A 20,944-nucleotide genomic window follows, 5' to 3' on the forward strand; every position below is an offset into this window, starting at 1 on the left:
GGCCAGGGGACTCGGAGGACACCGGTGTTCAGGGTGCTTCGGGGGTGAGGACGGCGTCGAGGAAGGGTTCGATCGCCGTGCGCCATCCCTCCGGCTGGTCGTAGTGCACGAGGTGCCCGGCGTCGGCGACCTCCGCGTACGCGCCGCGCGGCAGGACCCGGACCATCTCCTGGGCCTCGGCGCGGCCGAGTTCGCCGTCCAGCCCGCGCACCACCAGCGCCGGACACTGGACCTGGGCGAGCTCCTCCCAGTGCGCGTCGTAGACCCAGGTCTCGCGGGTCTTGAGCATCTGCTCGGGCTCGAAGACGGGACGCCAGCCGTCCGGCGACTCGTGCATCACCTCGGCGTAGAACTCGCCCCGGGACGGGTTCGGGCGCTCCACCCAGGGGTCGTCCTCGCCGAACCACTTGCGGACGTCGGCGAGCGTGGCGAAGGGGGCCGGCCAGGACTTGAACCAGTCGCCCCACTCGCGTTGCGAGGCCGCTCCCAGCGCGGAGGCCCGCATGTCGCAGACGATCAGGCCCTGCACCAGGTCGGGGCGCTTGGCGGCGAGCTGCCACGCGGTGAGCGCGCCCATGGCGTGGCCGATGAGGACGGCCGGGGCGAGGCCCAGCTGCTCCAGGGCGGCCTCCGCGTCCTCCACGTAGGCCTCGCGGGTGAAGGCGGCCTCGGGCAGCTTCGCGCTCTGGCCGTGGCCGCGCTGGTCGAGGGCGACCGCGCGGTGCCGCTCGGAGAGCCAGCGGGCGGTGGAGGACCAGTGCGAGGCCCGGCCCATCAGACCGTGCAGTAACAGGACGCCCGGCCTGCTTTTGGCGTCGTTCTCGAGCGGCGCGGCGGGCCGGCCCCTGTCCCGCCTCCGCACGGGCTGGGGCGGAATGACGGGCTCCGTCACCGCTGTCGCCGGGTCGCCCTTGGGCGGGTCACCGAACTCCCAGGCCGCCAGGCGTACGCCGCCCGCCCCGGTCACGTCGATGCGTCGCGCCATAGGTCCTGGCACCCCCTAGCCGTCATACCGCTGCGCTTCCGATGCCTTCGTACTGCCTTCAATCACCCGCAGGCTATCGAATGGCCTTTCGAGAAATGCACTCTCCGCGCACAACACCCCTCGTTCGAGTGACCACTCTCAAGGAATGATCCCCGCCGCCGAGGGGAGACCTTCAGCGGGAGGCGGACCGCTCGGGGAAATCGGTCCGAGGGGAATGACCCTGAGAGCTCGGGGCTCCGGGTCAGAACAGGGGAGGACAGGCCCCGGTGCCGTACGGCACCGGGGCTCTCCACTGCTCCGCGGTACGGCATCCGGCCCCCCTCAGGTCATATGCCCCACGCGACAGCCTGGCACGTGAAGCGCCGGAGCGCTGCGATTCGACACAGGGAATCTGCGATTCGACGAGATCGACGGAACACCCCAACTTCCCCACGCCCCCCAGGAGTTGAACAATGCTCAGCCTTTCGGCGACGCCCGGTGGTCGCCCCGACGACGACCCGCGCCCGCCCGGCCGGAGCTCAGCGCTTCGCGACGAACACGTGGGACGCGACGTCCGACTCCAGCTCGGCCGCCTCGCCGCCGCTGCCCACCAGGACACCGCCCGCCGACTCCGTCACGCTCACCACCGAACCGGGCTGCACGCCCGCGCGACGCAGCGTGTACATCAGCTGGGCGTCCGTCTGGATCGGCTCGCCGATCCGGCGTACGACGACCGTCTTGCCCTCCAGGCCCGGGTCGAGGTCGGCCAGCGAGACCATGCCCTCGTCCAGGAACGGGTCGGCGCCGTCCTTCTCGCCCAGCTCCTCCAGACCCGGGATCGGGTTGCCGTACGGCGACTCGGTCGGGTGCCGCAGAAGCTCCAGCACGCGACGCTCGACGGCCTCGCTCATCACGTGCTCCCAGCGACAGGCCTCGGCGTGCACCTGCTCCCACTCCAGGCCGATGACGTCGACGAGGAGACACTCGGCGAGGCGGTGCTTGCGCATCACGCGCGTGGCGAGCCGGCGGCCCTCGTCGGTGAGCTCGAGGTGCCGGTCGCTGGCCACGGAGACCAGACCGTCGCGCTCCATGCGCGCCACCGTCTGGCTGACCGTGGGCCCGCTCTGGTCGAGGCGTTCGGCGATCCGGGCACGCATGGGCACCACGCCTTCCTCTTCCAGCTCGAGGATGGTGCGGAGATACATCTCCGTGGTGTCGATCAGTCCGGACATGTGTGCCCCTCGATTAGCTCTGCTGGCTCTGCCGAAGGCTGAACGGCTCTCCGGCGCGTGCGCTGGCCCTGGACCCAATTCTGCCGGATACCACTGACAAGCGTGCCGCGCCGTTGAAACGAGGCGGTTACATCGGGGCGCGGATCCCCGCCGCGAGGCAGGCCGGCACCCCGGCCGCACCACCGTCACCGGGCGTATTGACAGCGCACTGGTCCAGACCGCACGGTGATCCGCGACACGGACACCCGCTACGGCAAAGGGGCCCTACGGATGAGCGACCGCAAGCTCGCCGCCCAGTTCTTCGACGCCGCGATCGCCCTGCTCCAGCGGGCCCGCGACGAGGAGGCCGGCACCGTCGAGGCGGCCGGCGCGCTGCTCGCCGACACCGTGGCGGCAGGCGGCCGTCTCTTCGCCTTCGGCGCCGGTCACTCCTCCCTCGCCGCCCAGGACGTCGTCTACCGCGCGGGCGGCCTCGCCCTGATGAACCTGCTCGCGGTCCCGGGCGTCGTCGGCGTCGACGTCACCCCCGCCACCCTCGGCTCCGCCCTGGAGCGCGTCGACGGCCTCGCGAGCGCCGTCCTGGACACCTCGCCCCTGCGCGCGGGCGACGCCCTCGTCATCGTCTCGCTGTCCGGCCGCAACGCCCTGCCCGTGGAGATGGCCCAGAAGGCCCGCGCGCTGGGCGTCCGGGTGATCGGCCTGACGTCGGTGGCCTACGCCTCGGAGACGACGTCCCGGCACGTCTCCGGAACCTTCCTGAAGGACCACTGCGACGTCGTCCTGGACTCCAAGATCGCGGTCGGCGACGCGGAGCTCAGCCTCGACACCGTCCCCGCGCCCTTCGCCCCCGCCTCCACGGTCGTCACCTCGGCCCTCCTCCAGGCCGTGATGGCCACCGCGGCCGGCGTCCTCGCCGAGCGCGGCATCGAGCCCCCGCTGCTGCGCTCCGGCAACGTCGACGGCGGCCACGACTGGAACGGGCGGATCATGGAGCAGTACCGGGACCGGATCTTCTACCGCCACTGAACGGGCGCCACCGCCCACCCGGCGGCGGCGCGAGGCGGATCGGCCGCCCGACCCGCGCGCCCCGCCCGACCCGCGTGACCGTGTGCTTCAGGCGCCTTCGCCGCGGCCCGCCGTATCGGCCGCGCCGGTCAGATCGGCGAGGTCCAGCGCGGCGGCTATGCGGACGGCGACATCCTCGGCGTAGTTCGCGTCGGAACGCTCGAAGGCGGTACGGCCACCGCCGCGCAGGAACGTCACCACCCCCAGGGTGCGGCCCCGGCTGCGCAGCACCGCGCACAGGGCGTGCACCGTGTCGTCGGGCCACAGGCGCGCCCGCGCCCACTCCCGCGCCTCGTCGGCCGACGCCGAGCCCACCCCGGCCCGCACCGAACCGGCCCGCGCCACGCACTGGAGCGCCGGGTGCGCCTCGCCGTAGCGCACCGGCAGGCCCGTGTGCCCGGTGAGCGCGCTGGGACCCGGCCCGCCCGACGGGGTGGCCGCGACCCGCATCAGCCGCTGCGGCCCGGCGCCTTCCTCGTCGGCCGGGGCACCGCCCATCACCCGGTCGACCAGGGCGTGGTCGGCGAATCCGGCGAGCGCGAAGTCGAGGTGCACGGTGGCCGCCTCGGCGGGGTCCTCGCACTCGGCGGCCGCGCGGGCGGCCCGGTGCAGCTGGTTGACGCGGAAGCGCAGCAGCGAGGCCTCCTGTTCGCCCTGCTTGGCCTCGGTGACGTCCTGGAAGAGCCAGCCGACCCCGAGGGGCACCGGTTCCTCGGCGAGCGGCGAGGCCAGCCGCAGGAAGCCGCTGCGCCAGCAGCGCAGCTTCTCGCCCTCCGGGGCGCGCACCCCGACCCACAGCTCGGCGGGGGCCGGCGGAGCGCCCTCGGCCAGGACGTGCGTCAGGGCGTTCTCCAGCTCCTCGACGCCCCGGGTGAGCAGATCGCCCAGGGGACGGCCCAGGGCGGCCGTACGCCCCGTGCCGAGCGCGCGGGCCGCGTGCGCGTTGACGACGGCGGGGCGCAGGTCGGCGTCGACCAGCACGACTCCCCAGGAGGCGTCGTCGAAGAGGGCCTCGCTGAGCGCGATGGAGCGCTCCAGGTCGATCTGGGCGTGCACCTCGCTGAACGCGAAGTACAGTCCCGCGGGCTTGCCGTCGGGCCCGCGCACCGCGGCGGACTGGCTGCGCACGAGGACGCGGCCGCCGTCCTTGGTCAGCAGCGCGAACTCGTGGACCTGGCGGCCCGGCGCGTGCATGGCGGACATCAGCCGCCCCTCGATGTCCTCGGCGTCGGCCTCGCGCACGGCCCATCCCGCGAAGCCGTGCCGGCCGACCGCCTCGGCGGCGGTCCAGCCGAGGATGCGCTCGGCCTCGCGGTTCCAGTGGGTGACGATGCCGTCGCCGTCGAACGCGCAGAGCGCCGCGTCCATGCCGTCGAGCAGCGCGGCGAGCAGGTCGGTGCCGTCCGGGCCGACCGGGCCGACCGCCGTCTCCGCGTCTTCCGGGGGCGTGGGGCCGTCGCCGCCCGACCGCTCGGGCTCGTCCGGCCCCAGCTCGTCGGTGGTCCCACTACGTCGGGAAGCACTCACCTGGACCCCCTGCAGGTTCGCTCACTTGCCCTCATTCAACTCGAACGTGACGCAGCCCACATATGGTTCCCGCAAGATTGCAGAGGAATCGTTGTACCGCGCCCTAGTCATCGCGGGGCAGGAGCCGCAGGTCGACCCATTCCGCCGTCCCGCCGTCGAGCACGTACCGTTCGACCTCGACGAAACCGCGTGCCCGCGCGAACCGCAGGCCGTCCTCGTTGACGGCCAGCACGCACGTCTCGACCACCCGGGCGCCGAGCCCGCGCGCGTGGGCGAGCGCGTGGTCGTACAGGGCGGTGCCGTGGCCACGTCCGCGGTACGCGGGCAGCACGCGCGCGATGACGGTCGCCACCCCCTGCTCGCCCTCGGGCGGCCGCACGGTCGAGCAGCCGACGAGGACGTCACCGACGTAGGCGTTCTCCAGCCGGTAACGGCCCGCGCGCTCGCGCACCTCGTCGAGGGACATCGCGGCCGGCGGCACGATCGTGTTGTGGACGTGCCGCCACTGCTCGAGCGCGGCCTCACCGGCCACGGCCTCGGTGCGCAGACGAAGATCAGTCACGTGAGCAGGGAATCGCTTCCCGGTCGGCCGCGTCAACATCCCGGAAAAACACTTGAGTGACGGGAGAGGGGTTCCTAGTGTGGGGCGTACCGAAGGAAAGGAGGTGGTCCGAAGCATGTATGCACACCGGACGTCGGAGGTGGCTGCGGGCTAGTGGCCCGTCGCCCACTGAGTGCGGTGCCGGACCGGCGTGTGTGAGTTGCACGCAACCGGCCAGTTCAACGCAGTCACCCGACCCGCGAGTCGCCGGTACGTCCGGCCGGCCCTCCTGAGCGAGGACCAGACTCGCGGGTCGCCTGCGTTTCCGGCCGCCCTTCCTGCCCTCCGTCCGCAGGGTTTGCGGGGCGTGATCCACGCCACGTACGGATCTTTCGTCAGGCAGTACCCTGGGCGCATGCTTTCGCTCGTTCGACGCCGCCACGTGGACTACGTCCGCGTCACGAGCATGGGCTGTCGACGCTCCCTCTGAGCTTCCAGCCCCTTCCGCGGTTCACATCCGCCTGCGTTCCCTCTCCTCCTGCCCACTTGGCACCCGTGCGCCACCCCACCCACGGCGGCGGCCGGGCCCTGCACACCTGCGGACGTACCATGACGAACCCGTCGTACCAGCAACTGCCGATCATCGATCTCTCCGCCGCCGACCGCGGCCCACAGGCGCGGGCGCTGCTGCACGCGCAGCTGCACAGTGCCGCGCACGACGTGGGGTTCTTCCAGCTGGTCGGGCACGGGGTCGGTGAGCGGGAGACCGACGAGCTGCTGTCGGCCATGCGGGCCTTCTTCGCGCTGCCCGAGGCCGAGCGGCTCGCCATCGACAACGTGAACTCGCCGCACTTCCGCGGCTACACGCGGACCGGCGACGAGCGGACCGGCGGGCGGCAGGACTGGCGGGACCAGCTCGACATAGGGGCCGAACGGCCGGCCCGGAACCCCGGTGCCGACGAGTCCGCCTACTGGTGGCTGGAGGGGCCCAACCAGTGGCCCGCCGGGCTGCCCGCGCTGCGGACCGCCGCGCTCGCGTGGATCGAGCGGCTGAGCGCCGTCGCCGAGAAACTGCTGCACGAGCTGCTCGCCTCGATCGGGGCGCCCGTCGACTTCTACGACCACGCCTTCGGGGAGCGGGCCCATCCGCATCTGAAGCTCGTGCGGTATCCGGGAAGCGCGGGCGACGGCACCGGTCAGGGCGTCGGGGTGCACAAGGACTACGGGTTCCTGACGCTGCTGCTCCAGGACCGGGTGGGCGGGCTCCAGGTGCAGCGCGCGGACGGACTGTTCCACGACGTGCCGCCGCTGCCGGGCGCCTTCGTCGTCAACCTGGGCGAGCTGCTGGAGGTGGCGACCAACGGATATCTCGTGGCCACCAACCACCGGGTCGTGTCGCCGCCGAGCGCCGTCGAACGGTTCTCCGTGCCCTTCTTCTACAACCCCCGTCTGGACGCCCGCGTCGAGCCGCTGCCCTTCCCGCACGCCTCCGCCGCGCCCGGTGTGACCGACGACCCGGCAAACCCGCTCTTCGCGGAGTACGGCTTCAACGAGCTGAAGGGCAAGCTGCGGGCCCACCCGCTGGTGGCCGAACGGCATCACGCGGAGCTGCTCAGCCCCGCGTGATGCCGTTCGTGCCGCCGCGCTTGACGCATGACGGACGCCCGAAGGACGCCCGGTGGACGCCGACCGTGACGCCGTGCTCCGGCGACGGGCCGGGCGGCCCGGCCTAGCCGCTGATGTCCCCGTAGCCCTCGATCTCCCGGGGGTTGCGGGAGCCCGGCCCGATGTAGCGGGCCGACGGGCGGACCAGGCGGCCGGTGCGCTTCTGCTCCAGGATGTGCGCCGACCAGCCCGCCGTACGGGCGCAGGTGAACATCGAGGTGAACATCTGCGCCGGGACCTCGGCGAAGTCCAGGATGATGGCCGCCCAGAACTCGACGTTCGTCGCCAGGACCCGGTCGGGACGGCGGGCGTGGAGTTCCGCGAGGGCCGCCTTCTCCAGGGCTTCGGCGATCTCGAAGCGGGGCGCGCCCAGCTCGCGGGCCGTACGGCGCAGCACGCGCGCGCGTGGGTCCTCGGCGCGGTAGACGCGGTGCCCGAAGCCCATGAGCCGCTCACCCTTGTCGAGGGCCTGCTTGACGTACGCCTCCGCGTCCCCGGTCCGCTCGATCTCCTCGATCATGCCGAGGACGCGGGAGGGGGCGCCGCCGTGCAGCGGGCCCGACATGGCTCCCACGGCGCCGGACAGGGCGGCGGCGACGTCGGCGCCCGTGGAGGCGATCACGCGGGCCGTGAACGTGGACGCGTTCATGCCGTGTTCGGCGGCCGACGTCCAGTAGGCGTCGACCGCGGCCACGTGCTTGGGATCCGGCTCGCCGCGCCAGCGGATCATGAACCGCTCGACGACGGACTGCGCCTTGTCGATCTCCCGCTGCGGGACCATCGGCCGGCCCTGGCCGCGCGCGGACTGGGCGACGTAGGAGAGGGCCATGACGGCGGCGCGGGCGAGGTCCGCGCGGGCCTGCTCGGCGTCGATGTCGAGGAGGGGCTTGAGGCCCCAGACGGGCGCGAGCATGGCGAGCGCGGACTGCACGTCGACGCGGATGTCGCCGGAGTGGACGGGGATCGGGAACGGCTCGGCGGGCGGCAGGCCGGGATTGAAGGCGCCGTCGACGAGCAGGCCCCAGACGTTGCCGAACGAGACATGACCGACCAGGTCCTCGATGTCGACGCCCCGGTACCGCAGGGCGCCGCCCTCCTTGTCGGGTTCGGCGATCTCCGTCTCGAACGCGACGACTCCTTCGAGTCCGGGTACGAAGTCGGACATCGGGCGGCTCCTCGTGATGTGTGCGACGGGCGGCGCCGGCGGTTCCGCGGTCCTGTGCACCTCGGGTGCCGGGACTCGCGGTCCTGGGCGGTACCCCACTGATGCCCCGTGCGGCCGTCGGTCACCCGACCGGCACCCCACCGGCACCCGACCGGGGCGGGACGCGGCGACGGGTGCCTTTGCACCATATCCCCGAGTGCCACCCTTGGGGAGTGGTCACGGCACTCAGTGCCACCTTTGGTGGGTCGGACTGCGGCGGTGGGTCATACGGCAAGATGACCACGTGACCGACGCAGACGCCGTCTCCCCCGGCCCCGTCCCCGATCCCGCCGCGATGCGCAAGCAGTACCGGGCCGAGGGGCTGTCCGAGGCCGAGCTGGCCGCCACACCCGTGGAGCAGTTCGCCCGCTGGTTCAAGGACGCGGCCGTCGAGGCCCATCTCTTCGAGCCGAACGCCATGGTCGTCTCCACCGCGGACGCCGAGGGCCGGCCCGGCTCCCGCACGGTCCTGCTGAAGCACTTCGACGAGCAGGGCTTCGTCTTCTACACGAACTACGACTCCCGCAAGGCCCGCGACCTCGCCGAGAACCCGTACGTGTCGCTGCTCTTCCCCTGGCATCCGATGGCCCGGCAGGTCATCGTGCGGGGCGTGGCGCGGCGCACCGGGCGCGACGAGACCGCCGCGTACTTCCGGACCCGGCCGCACGGCTCGCAGCTGGGGGCCTGGGCCAGCGCGCAGTCCTCGGTGATCGCCACCCGCTCCGATCTCGACGCCTCCTACGCCGAGCTGGCGGCCCGCTACCCGGAGGGCGAGCAGGTGCCGGTGCCGCCGCACTGGGGCGGATTCCGGGTGGCTCCCCAGTCGGTGGAGTTCTGGCAGGGCCGCCTGAACCGGCTGCACGACCGGCTCCGGTACGTGGCGGAGGCGGACGGGAGCTGGCGGGTGGAGCGGCTCAGCCCCTGACGGGACCGGGCGACGGCGGTGGGGGCGGCGGTCGGGTCAGCCGAGCGCGTCGTCCAGCAGGCCCGCCCACTGCGTCACCACGCGCTCGCGGCGCCCCGCGTCGTCGGTGAGGAGGTTGGCGAGGCCGAGCCCGCGGGCCATGTCCAGCAGGCCCTGGACGGTCTCGCGGACGCCGGGCGCGGACTCGTCGGCGCCCAGGAGCTCGACGGCTATGCGGTGGCTCTCGCGGCCCACGCGGGCCTCCAGCTCGGTCACGCGCGAGCGCAGCTGCTCCTCGTTGGAGGCGGCCACCCACAGGTGCAGGGCGGCTCGGAAGAGGGGACCGGTGTAGAGGCCCACGAGGGCGGTGACGACCGCGCGCCGGTCGCCCTTCGCGCCCTGCGGGAACAGCGCGCGCAACGCGTCCGAGCGTTCCTCGGCGACGTACTCGACGGCCGCGGTGAAGAGGTCCTCGCGGGTGGGGAAGTGGTGCTGGGCCGCGCCCCGGGAGACCCCCGCGCGTTCGGCGACGACGGAGACCGTGGAGCCCGCCCAGCCGTGTTCGGCGAGGCAGGACACGGCGGCCGCCAGGAGCCGCTGCCGGGTGGCCCGGCTGCGGTCCTGCTTGGGCACCCGGTCGCCCGGCCCGCGGTCACCCGGCCCGCGGTCACCCGGAGCACGGTCACCCGGAGCGCGTTCGTCCGTGGTCACAACACCCATGGAGGATCCCGTCGTTCGAGGAAGGCCGTCATTCCCTCGCGGGCGTCGGGGCCGGCGAACAACGAGGCCGAGAGCCTGGTCATCTCGCCCGCGTCCTCGACGAGGGCCTCCAGCACCTTAGCCGTGAGCAGCTCCTTCGTCCTGGCCAGGGCCGTGGGAGCGGCCCGGCGCAGACCGTCGAGGACGGGCGTGAGGGCATCGTCCAGGTCGGTGTCGCCGGCCGAGAGGGTGACGAGGCCGATCCGGGCCGCCTCGGCCGCGCCGAAGGTCTCGCCGGTGAGGCAGTAGCGGGCGAGGGCGCGCGGGTCGACGCGGGGCAGCAGCGGCAGGGAGATGACGGCGGGCGCGACCCCGATGCGCACCTCCGTGAACGCGAAGGTCGCCGTCCCGGAGGCGAGCGCGATGTCGCAGGCGCCGAGCACGCCCAGCCCGCCCGCCCGTACGTGACCGGCGACCCGGGCCACCACGGGCTTGCGCAGTTCGAGGATCCGCCGGAGCAGCGCGGGCACCGCGTGGGGCGGCGGGGGGTCCTTCAGGTCGGCGCCCGCGCTGAAGGTGTTGCCGGTGTGGGTGAGGACGACGGCCCGTACGTCGTCGTCCTTGTCGCAGCTCCCGAGCGCGTCCGTCAGTTCGCTCACGAGGGCGCGCGAGAGGGCGTTGCGGGTGGTGGGCGAGTCGAGGCTGAGGGTCTCGACTCCTCGGACCCGGGTCCGTCCGACCAGGGCGGTCGTCATGCGCGCTCCCTCAGTTGACGGCGCAGGATCTTCCCCGAGGCGGCGCGCGGCACGGCGTCGATGAAGGTGACCCCGCGGACACGCTTGTAGGGGGCGACCCGCTCGGCGACGTACATCGCGATCTCTCCCTCGGCGAGCTCGGGTGACGTGGGCTGCCGGACCACGTACGCGTGCGGGACCTCGTTGCCGTCGTCGTTGTAGACGCCGATGACGGCCGCGTCCGCTATGCCGGGGTGGGTGAGCAGGAGGGCCTCGAGTTCGGCGGGGGCCACCTGGAAGCCCTTGTACTTGATCAGTTCCTTGACCCGGTCGACGACGAACAGCCAGCCGTCCGCGTCGACCCGCCCGACGTCGCCGGTGTGCAGCCAGCCGTCGCCGTCGATCATGTCGGCGGTGGCGTCGGGGCGCCCCAGGTAGCCCTTCATGATCTGCGGGCCCCGGATGAGGATCTCGCCGGACTCACCGGCCTCCAGGTCCTTGTCGGGGTCGTCCAGGGAGACGATCCGCATCTCGGTGCCGGCGATGAGTTTGCCGACGGTGCCGGCGGGGGCGTCCCGCATGGCGTCGAGCGGGACGACATGGGTGCCCGGGGACAGTTCCGTCATGCCGTAGGCCTGGCCGACCGGCGGCAGGTTCAGGCGCTCGGAGCAGGCGGCGGCGAGGGCGGCGTCCAGGGGCGCGGCCGCGCTGACGACGTACCGCAGGGACGACAGGTCGTACCGGGTGACCGCCGGGTGCTTGGCGAGGGCGAGGACGATCGGCGGGGCCACGTACAGGCCGGTGATGCGGTGGTTCTGGATGGCCGCGAGGAAGGTCTCCAGGTCGAAGCGGGGCAGCACCACGACGGTGGCGCCCTGGCGCAGGGGCGCGTTCATCAGGGCGGTCAGGCCGTAGATGTGGAAGAAGGGCAGCACGGCGAGGATGCGGTCGCCGGGACCCACGGACATCGCGGGCCGGAGCTGGGCGAGGTTGGTGGCGATCTGCCGGTGGGTGAGCATCACGCCCTTGGGGACGCCGGTGGTTCCGGAGGAGTACGGCAGGGCCGCCACGTCCTCCACCGGGTCGATGTCCACCTGGGGTTCCGGGGCCGCCGAGGCGAGCATGTCGACGAGCGAGCGGTGCCCGGCGGCGGTGTCGCAGACGAAGATCTCCTCGACGCCGCCCGCGAGTTCGGCCGCCCGCCGGGCCGTCTGGAGCAGCGGGGAGACGGTGACGATCCAGCGGGCGGCGGAGTCGTCGAGCTGCTTGGCGAACTCCTCGGCGGTGGCGAGCGGATGCACGGTGGTGACCGTGGCGCCCGCGCGCGTGGCCGCGTAGAAGGCGAGCGGGAAGGCGACGGTGTTGGGGCTGTGCAGCGCCAGTGCGTCGCCCTTGCGGACCCCGGCCTCGGCGAGCGCGGCGGCGACCCGCCGGTGGAACCGGTCCACCTGGTCGTACGTGAGGGTGGTGCCGTCCGTGCCGTCGACGAGCGCCGGCAGTTCGCCGAACTCGGCGGCACGGCCCAGCACGGCGTCGTGGATGGGGAGGTCTACGGGCGGGACGTCTGCGAACTCGCTGCGGAACACGGTTCCTCCTCGCGCGCCGGACACGACGGTTGCCGGCTGCGGTCAGTACGACTTGGGCAGGCCCAGGGTCTGGTGGGAGACGTAGTTGAGAATCATCTCCCGGCTCACCGGGGCGATACGAGCCACGCGGGAGGCCGTTATCAGCCGGGCGAGGCCGAACTCGCGCGTGAGGCCGTTGCCGCCGAGGGTGTGCACGGACTGGTCGACCGCCTTCACGCAGGCCTCCCCGGCCGCGTACTTGGCCATGTTGGCGGCCTCGCCCGCGCCGGCGTCGTCCCCCGCGTCGTACAGCTGGGCCGCCTTCTGCATCATCAGGCGGGCCAGTTCGAGGTCGATGTGGGCCTGCGCGAGGGGGTGCGCGATGGCCTGGTGGGCGCCGATCGGGCTCTTCCAGACGGTGCGGTCGCGGGCGTACTCGACCGCCTTGGAGAGGGCGTGGCGGCCCATGCCGATCGCGAAGGCGGCCGTCATGATGCGCTCGGGGTTGAGTCCGGCGAAGAGCTGGAGCAGGCCCGCGTCCTCGTCGCCGACGAGCGCCTCCGCCGGGAGCCGCACCTCGTCCAGGACGAGCTCGAACTGCTTCTCCACACTGTTCAGTTCCATGTCGATGCGGCGGCGGGAGAAGCCTTCGGCGTCGCGCGGGACGATGAACAGGCAGGGCTTGAGGCTGCCGGTGCGGGCGTCCTCGGTGCGGCCGACGATCAGGGTGGCGTCGGCGATGTCGACGCCGGAGACGAAGACCTTGCGGCCGGTCAGCAGCCAGTCGCCGCTCGCGGGGTCGCGGCGGGCGGTGGTGGTGATGCGGTGGCTGTTGGAGCCGGCGTCGGGTTCGGTGATGCCGAAGGCCATGAGGCGGCTGCCGTCGGCCAGGGCGGGCAGCCACTCCCGCTTCTGGGCCTCGGTGCCGAAGCGGGCGATGACCGTGCCGCAGATCGCCGGGGAGACGATCATCATCAGCAGCGGGGCTCCGGCGGCGCCGAGCTCCTCGAGGACCAGGGAGAGCTCGGCGATGCCGCCGCCTCCGCCGCCGTACGCCTCCGGCAGGTTGACGCCGATGTAGCCGAGCTTGGCGGCTTCCTGCCAGAGGCCGCTCTTCTCGGCGTCGGAGTCGTGGGCGTGGCTCCTGGCGAAGGACGAGACCGCCGCGCGGAGTGCCTTGTGCTCGTCGGATTCGATCAGCGTGCTCAATGTGACTCCTTCGTCTGCGGGTTGGTCATGTCCGGTCGCGCCCTAGGTCTCCTGAACCACCGCCAGCAGGGTGCCGACCTGCACCTGCTGTCCTGTCGTCACCGGCAGCGCCGTCACCGTCCCCTCCACCGGGGCCGAGATGACGTGCTGCATCTTCATCGCTTCGAGCCACAGCAGCGGTTCACCGGCCCGGACACTCGATCCGGTGACGAGACCGTCCGCGAGCTTGACGACCGTGCCGGGCATCGGCGCGAGCAGGGAGCCGGGGGCGTGCTGGGCCTCCGGGTCGGGGAAGCGGGGCAGCGCGGTGAGGGCCGTGTCGTTGACGTGGACGCGGTCGCCGTAGCGGGCGACCTCGAAGCGGCGCCGTACGCCGTCGATCTCCAGGACGACCAGTCCGGGGTCGGCGTGCACCACCTGCACCCCCTCGGCCGTGAGACCGGTCCGGGTGTGGCGGTAACCGACCTCCGTCTCCTCGCCCGCCACCGCGTACCGCTTCGTCTGCGGCTGGGACGGCAGGTTGCGCCAGCCGCCCAGCGGCGACCGGGTGCGCGCGTCCGCGAGGGCGGCGGCGAGCGGGGCGTACGGGTCGGGCTCCGCGACGGTGAGGTCGTCGAGATGCCGGTCGTAGAAGCCGGTGTCCATGCGGGCGGAGGTGAACTCCGCGTGGCGCAGGGAGCGGACCAGCAGGTCGCGGTTGGTGACGGGGCCGTGCAGGACCGTGCGTTCCAGGGCTCCCGCGAGCTTGCGGATGGCCTCCGCGCGCGTGGGGGCGTGGGCGACGACCTTGGCGAGCATGGGGTCGTAGTGGACGCCGATGTCGTCGCCGTCGCCGAAGCCGGTGTCCAGACGGACGCCCTCGGGGACGGCCAGACGGTGCAGGGTGCCGGTCTGCGGGGTCCAGTCGTTCGCCGGGTCCTCGGCGTAGAGCCGGGCCTCTACGGCGTGGCCACGCGCGCGTGGGGGCTCGGGAGCCAGGGCGGCGCCCTCGGCGATCCGGATCTGCTCGGCCACCAGGTCGAGGCCGAAGACGGCCTCGGTGACGGGGTGTTCGACCTGGAGGCGGGTGTTCATCTCCAGGAAGTGCGCGCGGCCGTCGGCGACGAGGAACTCGACGGTGCCGGCCCCGACGTACGAGACGGCCCGCGCGGCCCGCACGGCCAGCGCGCGCAGCTCCCGCTCCGTCCGCTCGGACAGGCCCGGGGCCGGCGCCTCCTCGATCACCTTCTGGTGGCGGCGCTGGAGGGAGCAGTCGCGGGTGCCGAGCGCCCACACCGTGCCGTGCGTGTCGGCGAGGATCTGCACCTCGACGTGGCGGCCGTTCTCGACGTACGGCTCGACGAACACCTCGCCGTCGCCGAACGCGCTCGCGGCCTCGGCCCGGGCGCCCTCCAGCGCGGCGCCCAGTTCCGTCAGGCGGCGCACGACGCGCATACCGCGCCCGCCGCCGCCCGCGGCCGCCTTCACCAGTACCGGCAGGTCGGCCTCCGTCACCTCGTCCGAGGCGAGCGGGGCGAGCCCCATGAGCTGCTTGGCGCGGGTCTTGGACGCCATCGCCTCGATCGCCTCGGGCGGCGGCCCGATCCAGACGAGGCCGGCGTCCAGGACGGCGCGCGCGAAGCCGGCGTTCTCGGAGAGGAAACCGTAGCCGGGGTGGACGGCGTCCGCGCCCGCGCCGACGGCGGCCTTCACCACGAGGTCGGCACGCAGGTAGGTGTCCGCGGGCGCGCTGCCCGGCAGCCGTACGGCCGCGTCCGCCACGCGCGCGTGGAGGGCGCCGGTGTCGGCGTCCGAGTGCACGGCGACGGTACGGATGCCCGCCTCACGGCAGGTCCGGAAGACGCGGCAGGCGATCTCGCCGCGGTTGGCCACCAGAACGGAAGTAATCATGAGCCTCACATCCGGAAGACGCCGAAGCCGCCCCGCGCTCCCTCGAAGGGCGCGGTGTGGACGGCCGACAGGCACAGGCCGAGAACGGTGCGGGTGTCGCGCGGATCGATGACACCGTCGTCGTACAGCCGCCCGGACAGGAACATCGGCAGCGACTCGGACTCGATCTGCTGCTCCACCATGGCGCGCAGGGCGGCGTCCGCGTCGTCGTCGTAGGGCAGGCCCTTCGCGGCCGACGACTGCCGGGCGACGATGGACAGGACCCCGGCGAGCTGCTGCGGGCCCATCACCGCCGACTTGGCGCTCGGCCAGGCGAAGAGGAAGCGGGGGTCGTAGGCGCGTCCGCACATGCCGTAGTGGCCGGCCCCGTACGAGGCGCCCAGGAGGACGGACAGGTGCGGGACCTTCGAGTTGGCGACCGCGTTGATCATCATCGCGCCGTGCTTGATGATGCCGCCCTGCTCGTACTCCTTGCCGACCATGTAGCCGGTGGTGTTGTGCAGGAAGAGCAGCGGGATGTCGCGCTGGTTGGCGAGCTGGATGAACTGGGCCGCCTTCTGGGACTCCGCGCTGAACAGCACGCCCTGGGCGTTGGCCAGGATCCCGACCGGGTAGCCGTGCAGGGTCGCCCAGCCGGTGACGAGGCTCGTCCCGTAGAGGGGCTTGAACTCGTCGAAGTCGGAGGCGTCGACGATCCGGGCGATCACCTCGCGCGGGTCGAAGGGGGTGCGCAGATCCCCGGGGACGATGCCCAGGAGTTCGTCCTCGTCGTACTCGGGAGGGAGGGCCGGGCCCGGGTCGCGGTACGCCTTGCGGTGGTTGAGGCGGGCCACCACGCGGCGTGCCTGCCGCAGCGCGTCCCGCTCGTCGACGGCGAAGTGGTCGGCGAGGCCGGACACGCGCGCGTGCATCTCGGCGCCGCCCAGCGACTCGTCGTCGCTCTCCTCGCCGGTCGCCATCTTCACCAGGGGCGGCCCGCCGAGGAACACCTTCGCGCGTTCCTTGACCATGATCGCGTGGTCGCTCATGCCGGGGATGTACGCGCCGCCCGCGGTCGAGTTCCCGAAGACGACGGCGACGGTCGGGATCCCGGCGGCGGAGAGGCGGGTCAGGTCGCGGAAGACGGCCCCGCCCGGGATGAAGATCTCCTTCTGCGACGGCAGGTCGGCCCCGCCCGACTCCACCAGGCTGACGCAGGGCAGCCGGTTGGCGAGGGCGATGTCGTTGGCGCGCAGGGCCTTCTTCAGGGACCAGGGGTTGCTGGCGCCGCCGCGCACGGTCGGGTCGTTGGCGGTGATCATGCACTCCACGCCCTCGACGAGCCCGATGCCGGTGACGAGGGAGGCGCCCACCGTGTACTCGCTGCCCCAGGCGGCCAGCGGCGACAGTTCCAGGAACGGCGTGTCGGGGTCGAGGAGCAGCTCGACGCGCTCACGGGCGAGGAGCTTGCCGCGCGCGCGGTGCCGGGCGACGTACTTCTCCCCTCCCCCCGCCAGCGCCTTCGCGTGCTCGGTGTCGAGGTCGGCGAGCTTGGCGAGCATGGCCTCGCGGTGCGCGCGGTAGTCGGGGCCCTGGGTGTCCAGGGCGGACGTGAGAGCCGTCACAGGAGGGCCTCCGGGATGTCCAGGTGTCGGGAGCGCAGCCATTCGCCGAGCGCCTTGGCCTGCGGGTCGAAGCGGTGCTGCGCGGCGACCCCGGCGCCGAGGACGCCCTCGACGACGAAGTTCAGGGCGCGCAGCCGGGGCAGGGTGTGCCGGGTGACGGTCAGCTCGCGGCTCTCGGGGACGAGCTGCCGGAACCTGTCGGCCGTCAGTTCGTGGGCGAGCCATCGCCAGGCCTCGTCCGTCCGGGCCCACACCCCCACGTTGGCGTTGCCGCCCTTGTCGCCGCTGCGGGCGCCGGCCACCAGCCCGAGCGGCGCGCGCCGTACGGGGCCGGGCGGCGGCGGCTCCGGCAGGTCCGGTTCCGGCACCTCCTCGAGTTCGAGGGTGCCGGCGGCCGGGGGCGCGGCGACGGGCAGGCGGCGGCCGTCGTGGAGGACGGCGAGGTGCTCGACGTCCTCCCGCGGCACGTACGAGGCCTCGAACACCCCGTAGGGGGAGCCCTTCCCGGGCGGCGCGAGCACATGGAAGCCGGGATAGCTGGCCAGCGCCAGCTCCACGGCGGCTCCGCTCAACGCCCTTCCCACGGGATCCTGTTCGGGGTCGCGCACGACGAGCCGCAGCAGCGCGCTCGCGGTCTCCTCGGTGTCGGCGTCGGCCCGGTCGGTCCGGACCAGCTCCCACCGCACCTCCGCGGGGCGGGACTTGAGGAACACCTGCGCCATCTGTTCCCGTACGAGCGCGGCCTTGGCCTCGATGTCCAGGCCGGTGAGCACGAAGACGACCTCGTTGCGGAAGCCGCCGAGGCGGGTGCGGCCGACCTTGAGGGTCGGGGGCGGGGCCTCCCCGCGGACGCCGTGGATCCGCACCCGGTCCGGGCCGTCCTGGGTGAGCCGTACGGTGTCCAGCCGGGCGGTGACGTCGGGGCCGGCGTAGCGGGCGCCCGTCGTCTCGTACAGCAGCTGCGCGGTCACCGTGCCGACGTCGACGAAGCCGCCGGTGCCGGGGTGCTTGGTGATGACGCAGCTGCCGTCCTCGTGGATCTCGGCGAGCGGGAAGCCGGGCCGCCGCAGGTCCCGGGCTCCCTCGGCGAAGAAGGCGTAGTTGCCGCCGGTGGCCTGGGTCCCGCACTCCAGGACGTGTCCGGCGACGACGGCGCCCGCGAGCCGGTCGTACTCCTCGGGCCCCCAGCCGAAGTGGGCGGCGGCGGGGCCGGTGACGAGGGCCGCGTCGGTGACCCGTCCGGTGACGACGATCTCCGCGCCCTCGCGCAGACACGCGGCGATGCCGGAGCCGCCGAGATAGGCGTGGGCGGTGAGGCTGCCGGGATACCGGGCGCCGAGGTCGTCGCCCTCGACGTGCGCGACGCGTACCGGGATGCCGAGCCGCTCCGCCAACTGCCGCACGGCGTCGGCGAGTCCGGCCGGATTGAGGCCTCCGGCGTTGGTGACGATCCGTACGCCGCGGTCGTGGGCGAGGCCGAGGGACTCCTCCAGTTGCCGCAGGAAGGTCCGGGCGTACCCGCCGGCGGGGTTCTTCAGCCGGTCGCGGCCGAGGATCAGCATGGTCAGCTCGGCGAGGTAGTCGCCGGTGACGACGTCGAGGTCGCCGCCGGTGAGCATGTCGCGCAGGGCGTCGAAGCGGTCGCCGTAGAAGCCGGAGGCGTTGCCTATCCGCAGCACCGTCACCGGACGGCCCCCTTCGGCTTACGGCCGCCGCCGGGCGGGCCCGCGAAGGCCTGGGCGATGTCCAGCCAGCGGTCGGCGTCGGGGCCTTCGGCGCGCAGGGCGAGGTCGGCGCGGTGGGCGCGCTGGGTGACCAGGAGGCAGAAGTCGAGGGCGGAGCCGGTCACGCGGTCGGTGGCGTCCTCGGGGCCGTACGTCCACAGGTCGCCGGACGGTCCGCGCAGTTCCACGCGGAACTCCTCGAACGGTGTGGACAGTCCGTGCACGCCGAAGGCGAAGTCCCGGGTGCGGACGCCGAGGCGGACGATGTGCCGGAGCCGGTCGGTGGGTGCGGGCGTCTCGCCCAGCGCGTCCGCCACGTCCCGGCCGTGGGCCCAGGTCTCCATGAGCCGGGCGGTGGCCATGGAGGCGGCCGACATGGGCGGGCCGTACCAGGGGAAGCGCGCTCCCGCGGGGGCCGCCCGCAGGGCCTCCGCCAAGGTTTCGCGCCCGGCCCGCCAGTCCGCGAGCAGCCGCTCGGGCGGCTTCGCGGCACCCTCCCGCGCGCCGTTGTCGACGAAGTCCCCGGGCGCGGCGAGCGCCTTCTCGACCTCGCGGGCGAACGCGCCCTGGTCGGTCACGGCCAGCGCGGAGGAGTGGTCGGTCCAGGCGAGGTGCGCGATCTGGTGGGCGACGGTCCAGCCGGGGGCGGGGGTCGGAAGCGTCCACCGCTCGGGACTCAACCCGGCCACCAGCCGGTCGAGTTCGTCGCTTTCGGCACGGAGGTCGTCGAGCACGGGCGTCGGGTCGGCCATGGGGTGGAGCATGGCAGCGGGCCAAGAAACAATCAAGCATGCTTGCATGAATTTCCGCGAGGCCCCTCGCGCCCGGACCGCGAGCGCCCCTTCGACCGGTTCAAGGGATCCTCGCCGCCGACGGCCAGATCGGTTCGCGCGGTGGCGAAGGCCCCTCGCGCCCGCCGACTTCGTGGCATCAGGGGCGAGGGGCACCAGACGCGAGGGACATCAGGCGTTCCCGGAGGTCCAGGCGTTCCGGAGGTCCAGGCGTTCCCGGAGGACCAGGCTCGCGGTGAAGCCGACGGGCCGACGGGGGCACGGGGCGACGGAGCGACGGGGCGACGGGGCGACGGGGCGACGGGGCGACGGTGACGGCTGGTCTTCCCGGCCGTCTCGGCTCACCGTTTCTCTGTCCGCACGGAGTCGCCCGCTCCTCGCGGCGGCGCCGTGCGGGCTGTCCGGAGCGCCGAGGCGTCGGGCGTACCGCGGTACTCGTGGATGCTGCCCGCACGGGCAGGGTGCGATCGGGCTCCGGCGGCCCCGGCCGACGTGCCCGTCAGGCTTCCGGGACCGCCGACTTCGGCCGCCCCACCTGCGTCCGGACCGCGCCCATGCTCGCCGCGACGACCAGGGCGATCGCGGCCGCCTGGATCGTGGTCAGCGCCTGGTCGAGGATGAGGAAGCCCGCGGTGGCGGCGACGGCCGGTTCCAGACTCATCAGGATCGCGAAGGTGGAGGCGGGCATACGGCGCAGGGCGAGAAGTTCGAGGGTGTAGGGCAGGACCGAGGAGAGCAGGGCCACCGCCGCCCCGAGGCCCAGTGTCACCGGGTCGGCCAGTTTGCTGCCCGACTCCGCGAGCCCCAGGGGGAGGAAGAGCAGGGCGCCCACCGCCATCGCCAGGGCCAGGCCGTCCGCCTGCGGGAAACGGCGGCCGGTGCGGGCGCTGAAGACGATGTACGCCGCCCACATGGCCCCCGCTCCCAGCGCGAAGGCGACACCTACCAGGTCGAGGCCGCCGTCCAGCCCGCCACCGTCCCCGCCGTGCCCGCCGCCCCCGCTGAGCAGGAAGACGCCCACGAGGGCCAGGCCGGCCCAGACCAGGTTCAGCGCGCGGCGCGAGACCACCACGGACAGCGCGAGGGGGCCGAGGACCTCCAGCGTCACCGCCGCGCCCAGCGGGATGCGGTCGACCGCCTGGTAGAAGAGGCCGTTCATCGCGGCCATCGTGACGCCGAAGACGACGACCGTGCCCCAGTCGGTGCGGGAGTGGCCGCGCAGCCGGGGCCGGCAGATCACCAGCAGGACCACCGCCGCCACCAGCAACCGCAGCGCCACCACGCCCAGGGCGCCCGCCCGCGGCATCAGCGTCACCGCCAGCGCGCCGCCGAACTGCACCGAGACGCCTCCGGCGAGGACGAGGCCGACCGGGCCGAGGGCGCCCAGCCGGCCCGGGACCCCGGGGCCGCCGGTCGCTGTGGCGGTGGGGGCGAGCTGGGGTGTGGCGGCGGTGTCGGGGGCAGTCACGGGCGGTCCTGGGGCTCGGCTCGAGGTGCGTACATCACGCTGCACTTTCAAGTCCAGGGTAATGGACTTCGTCAGGCGTGTGAACCCGTTATGCCACTGTCTCGGGCTGTGAGACGTCGGCCGCCCGCCCGGCCCGGTCCGTACGGCCGGGCCCACCC

Annotated in this window: 17 protein-coding genes; 3 read left to right on the forward strand and 14 right to left on the reverse strand. The window is 73.3% G+C overall.

Annotation, left to right across the window (positions count from 1 at the left end):
* Positions 1-28: 28 nt before the first annotated feature.
* Entirely contained in the window at positions 29-985 is a 957-nt protein-coding gene (locus ASD48_RS08675; protein WP_057600767.1) for an alpha/beta hydrolase, read from the reverse strand.
* A 518-nt stretch (positions 986-1,503) separates the two neighbouring features.
* The gene (locus ASD48_RS08680) at positions 1,504-2,196 is read right to left on the reverse strand and encodes a metal-dependent transcriptional regulator (protein ID WP_020130217.1); all 693 of its coding nucleotides are present in this window, start codon (positions 2,194-2,196) and stop codon (positions 1,504-1,506) included.
* A gap of 270 nt (positions 2,197-2,466) precedes the next feature.
* Between ASD48_RS08680 and ASD48_RS08685 the strand changes: the two genes are divergently transcribed.
* Positions 2,467-3,222: an SIS domain-containing protein gene (locus tag ASD48_RS08685; protein WP_057600768.1), complete on the forward strand. Its 756-nt coding sequence runs from the start codon at positions 2,467-2,469 to the stop codon at positions 3,220-3,222.
* 87 nt (positions 3,223-3,309) lie between these two features.
* Here ASD48_RS08685 and ASD48_RS08690 read toward each other — a convergent pair whose 3' ends face one another.
* Together ASD48_RS08690 and ASD48_RS08695 are read right to left on the reverse strand one after the other, a co-directional pair.
* Entirely contained in the window at positions 3,310-4,788 is a 1,479-nt protein-coding gene (locus tag ASD48_RS08690) for a PAS domain-containing protein (RefSeq protein ID WP_057600769.1), read from the reverse strand.
* Positions 4,789-4,891: 103 nt separating this feature from the next.
* Positions 4,892-5,350, reverse strand: coding sequence for a GNAT family N-acetyltransferase (locus ASD48_RS08695; protein ID WP_057600770.1), 459 nt, complete (start codon positions 5,348-5,350; stop codon positions 4,892-4,894).
* A gap of 588 nt (positions 5,351-5,938) precedes the next feature.
* On the opposite strand from ASD48_RS08695, the gene ASD48_RS08700 reads away from it, so the two are divergent.
* Entirely contained in the window at positions 5,939-6,955 is a 1,017-nt protein-coding gene (locus tag ASD48_RS08700; RefSeq protein ID WP_057600771.1) for a 2-oxoglutarate and iron-dependent oxygenase domain-containing protein, read from the forward strand.
* Positions 6,956-7,058: 103 nt separating this feature from the next.
* On the opposite strand, the gene ASD48_RS08705 is transcribed toward ASD48_RS08700, so the two are convergent.
* Complete coding sequence (locus ASD48_RS08705) at positions 7,059-8,159, reverse strand: citrate synthase 2 (protein ID WP_057600772.1); 1,101 nt, start codon at positions 8,157-8,159, stop codon at positions 7,059-7,061.
* A 283-nt stretch (positions 8,160-8,442) separates the two neighbouring features.
* Here ASD48_RS08705 and pdxH point away from each other — a divergent pair, with 283 nt between their 5' ends.
* The gene (gene pdxH, locus ASD48_RS08710; RefSeq protein ID WP_057600773.1) at positions 8,443-9,123 is read left to right on the forward strand and encodes a pyridoxamine 5'-phosphate oxidase; all 681 of its coding nucleotides are present in this window, start codon (positions 8,443-8,445) and stop codon (positions 9,121-9,123) included.
* 36 nt (positions 9,124-9,159) lie between these two features.
* Here the strand turns inward: pdxH and ASD48_RS08715 are convergent, their stop codons facing one another.
* From ASD48_RS08715 to ASD48_RS08755, 9 genes are all read right to left on the reverse strand, one after another.
* On the reverse strand, positions 9,160-9,822 hold the full coding sequence (locus tag ASD48_RS08715; RefSeq protein ID WP_079073664.1) for a TetR/AcrR family transcriptional regulator: 663 nt from the start codon (positions 9,820-9,822) through the stop codon (positions 9,160-9,162).
* Positions 9,810-10,556 carry an enoyl-CoA hydratase family protein gene (locus ASD48_RS08720; protein ID WP_057600774.1) on the reverse strand — a complete coding sequence of 249 codons (747 nt, stop codon included), beginning with the start codon at positions 10,554-10,556 and terminating at the stop codon, positions 9,810-9,812. The genes ASD48_RS08715 and ASD48_RS08720 overlap by 13 nt, the downstream gene beginning before the upstream one ends.
* Complete coding sequence (locus tag ASD48_RS08725; protein WP_057600775.1) at positions 10,553-12,121, reverse strand: 4-coumarate--CoA ligase family protein; 1,569 nt, start codon at positions 12,119-12,121, stop codon at positions 10,553-10,555. The genes ASD48_RS08720 and ASD48_RS08725 overlap by 4 nt, the downstream gene beginning before the upstream one ends.
* A 42-nt stretch (positions 12,122-12,163) precedes the next feature.
* Positions 12,164-13,309: an acyl-CoA dehydrogenase gene (locus ASD48_RS08730; RefSeq protein ID WP_057600776.1), complete on the reverse strand. Its 1,146-nt coding sequence runs from the start codon at positions 13,307-13,309 to the stop codon at positions 12,164-12,166.
* A gap of 42 nt (positions 13,310-13,351) precedes the next feature.
* The gene (locus ASD48_RS08735; RefSeq protein ID WP_057600777.1) at positions 13,352-15,199 is read right to left on the reverse strand and encodes a biotin carboxylase N-terminal domain-containing protein; all 1,848 of its coding nucleotides are present in this window, start codon (positions 15,197-15,199) and stop codon (positions 13,352-13,354) included.
* 5 nt (positions 15,200-15,204) lie between these two features.
* A complete protein-coding gene (locus ASD48_RS08740) occupies positions 15,205-16,803 on the reverse strand; it encodes a carboxyl transferase domain-containing protein (RefSeq protein WP_057600778.1) in 1,599 nt (532 codons plus the stop codon).
* Positions 16,800-18,488 carry an acyclic terpene utilization AtuA family protein gene (locus ASD48_RS08745; RefSeq protein ID WP_057600779.1) on the reverse strand — a complete coding sequence of 563 codons (1,689 nt, stop codon included), beginning with the start codon at positions 18,486-18,488 and terminating at the stop codon, positions 16,800-16,802. The genes ASD48_RS08740 and ASD48_RS08745 overlap by 4 nt, the downstream gene beginning before the upstream one ends.
* On the reverse strand, positions 18,485-19,279 hold the full coding sequence (locus tag ASD48_RS08750; RefSeq protein WP_057600780.1) for a TIGR03084 family metal-binding protein: 795 nt from the start codon (positions 19,277-19,279) through the stop codon (positions 18,485-18,487). The genes ASD48_RS08745 and ASD48_RS08750 overlap by 4 nt, the downstream gene beginning before the upstream one ends.
* 538 nt (positions 19,280-19,817) lie before the next feature.
* Positions 19,818-20,786, reverse strand: coding sequence for an EamA family transporter (locus tag ASD48_RS08755; RefSeq protein ID WP_057600781.1), 969 nt, complete (start codon positions 20,784-20,786; stop codon positions 19,818-19,820).
* Positions 20,787-20,944: the final 158 nt, after the last annotated feature.

Origin of the sequence: Streptomyces sp. Root1310 (assembly GCF_001426425.1) — a bacterium.
Lineage (GTDB): Bacteria > Actinomycetota > Actinomycetes > Streptomycetales > Streptomycetaceae > Streptomyces.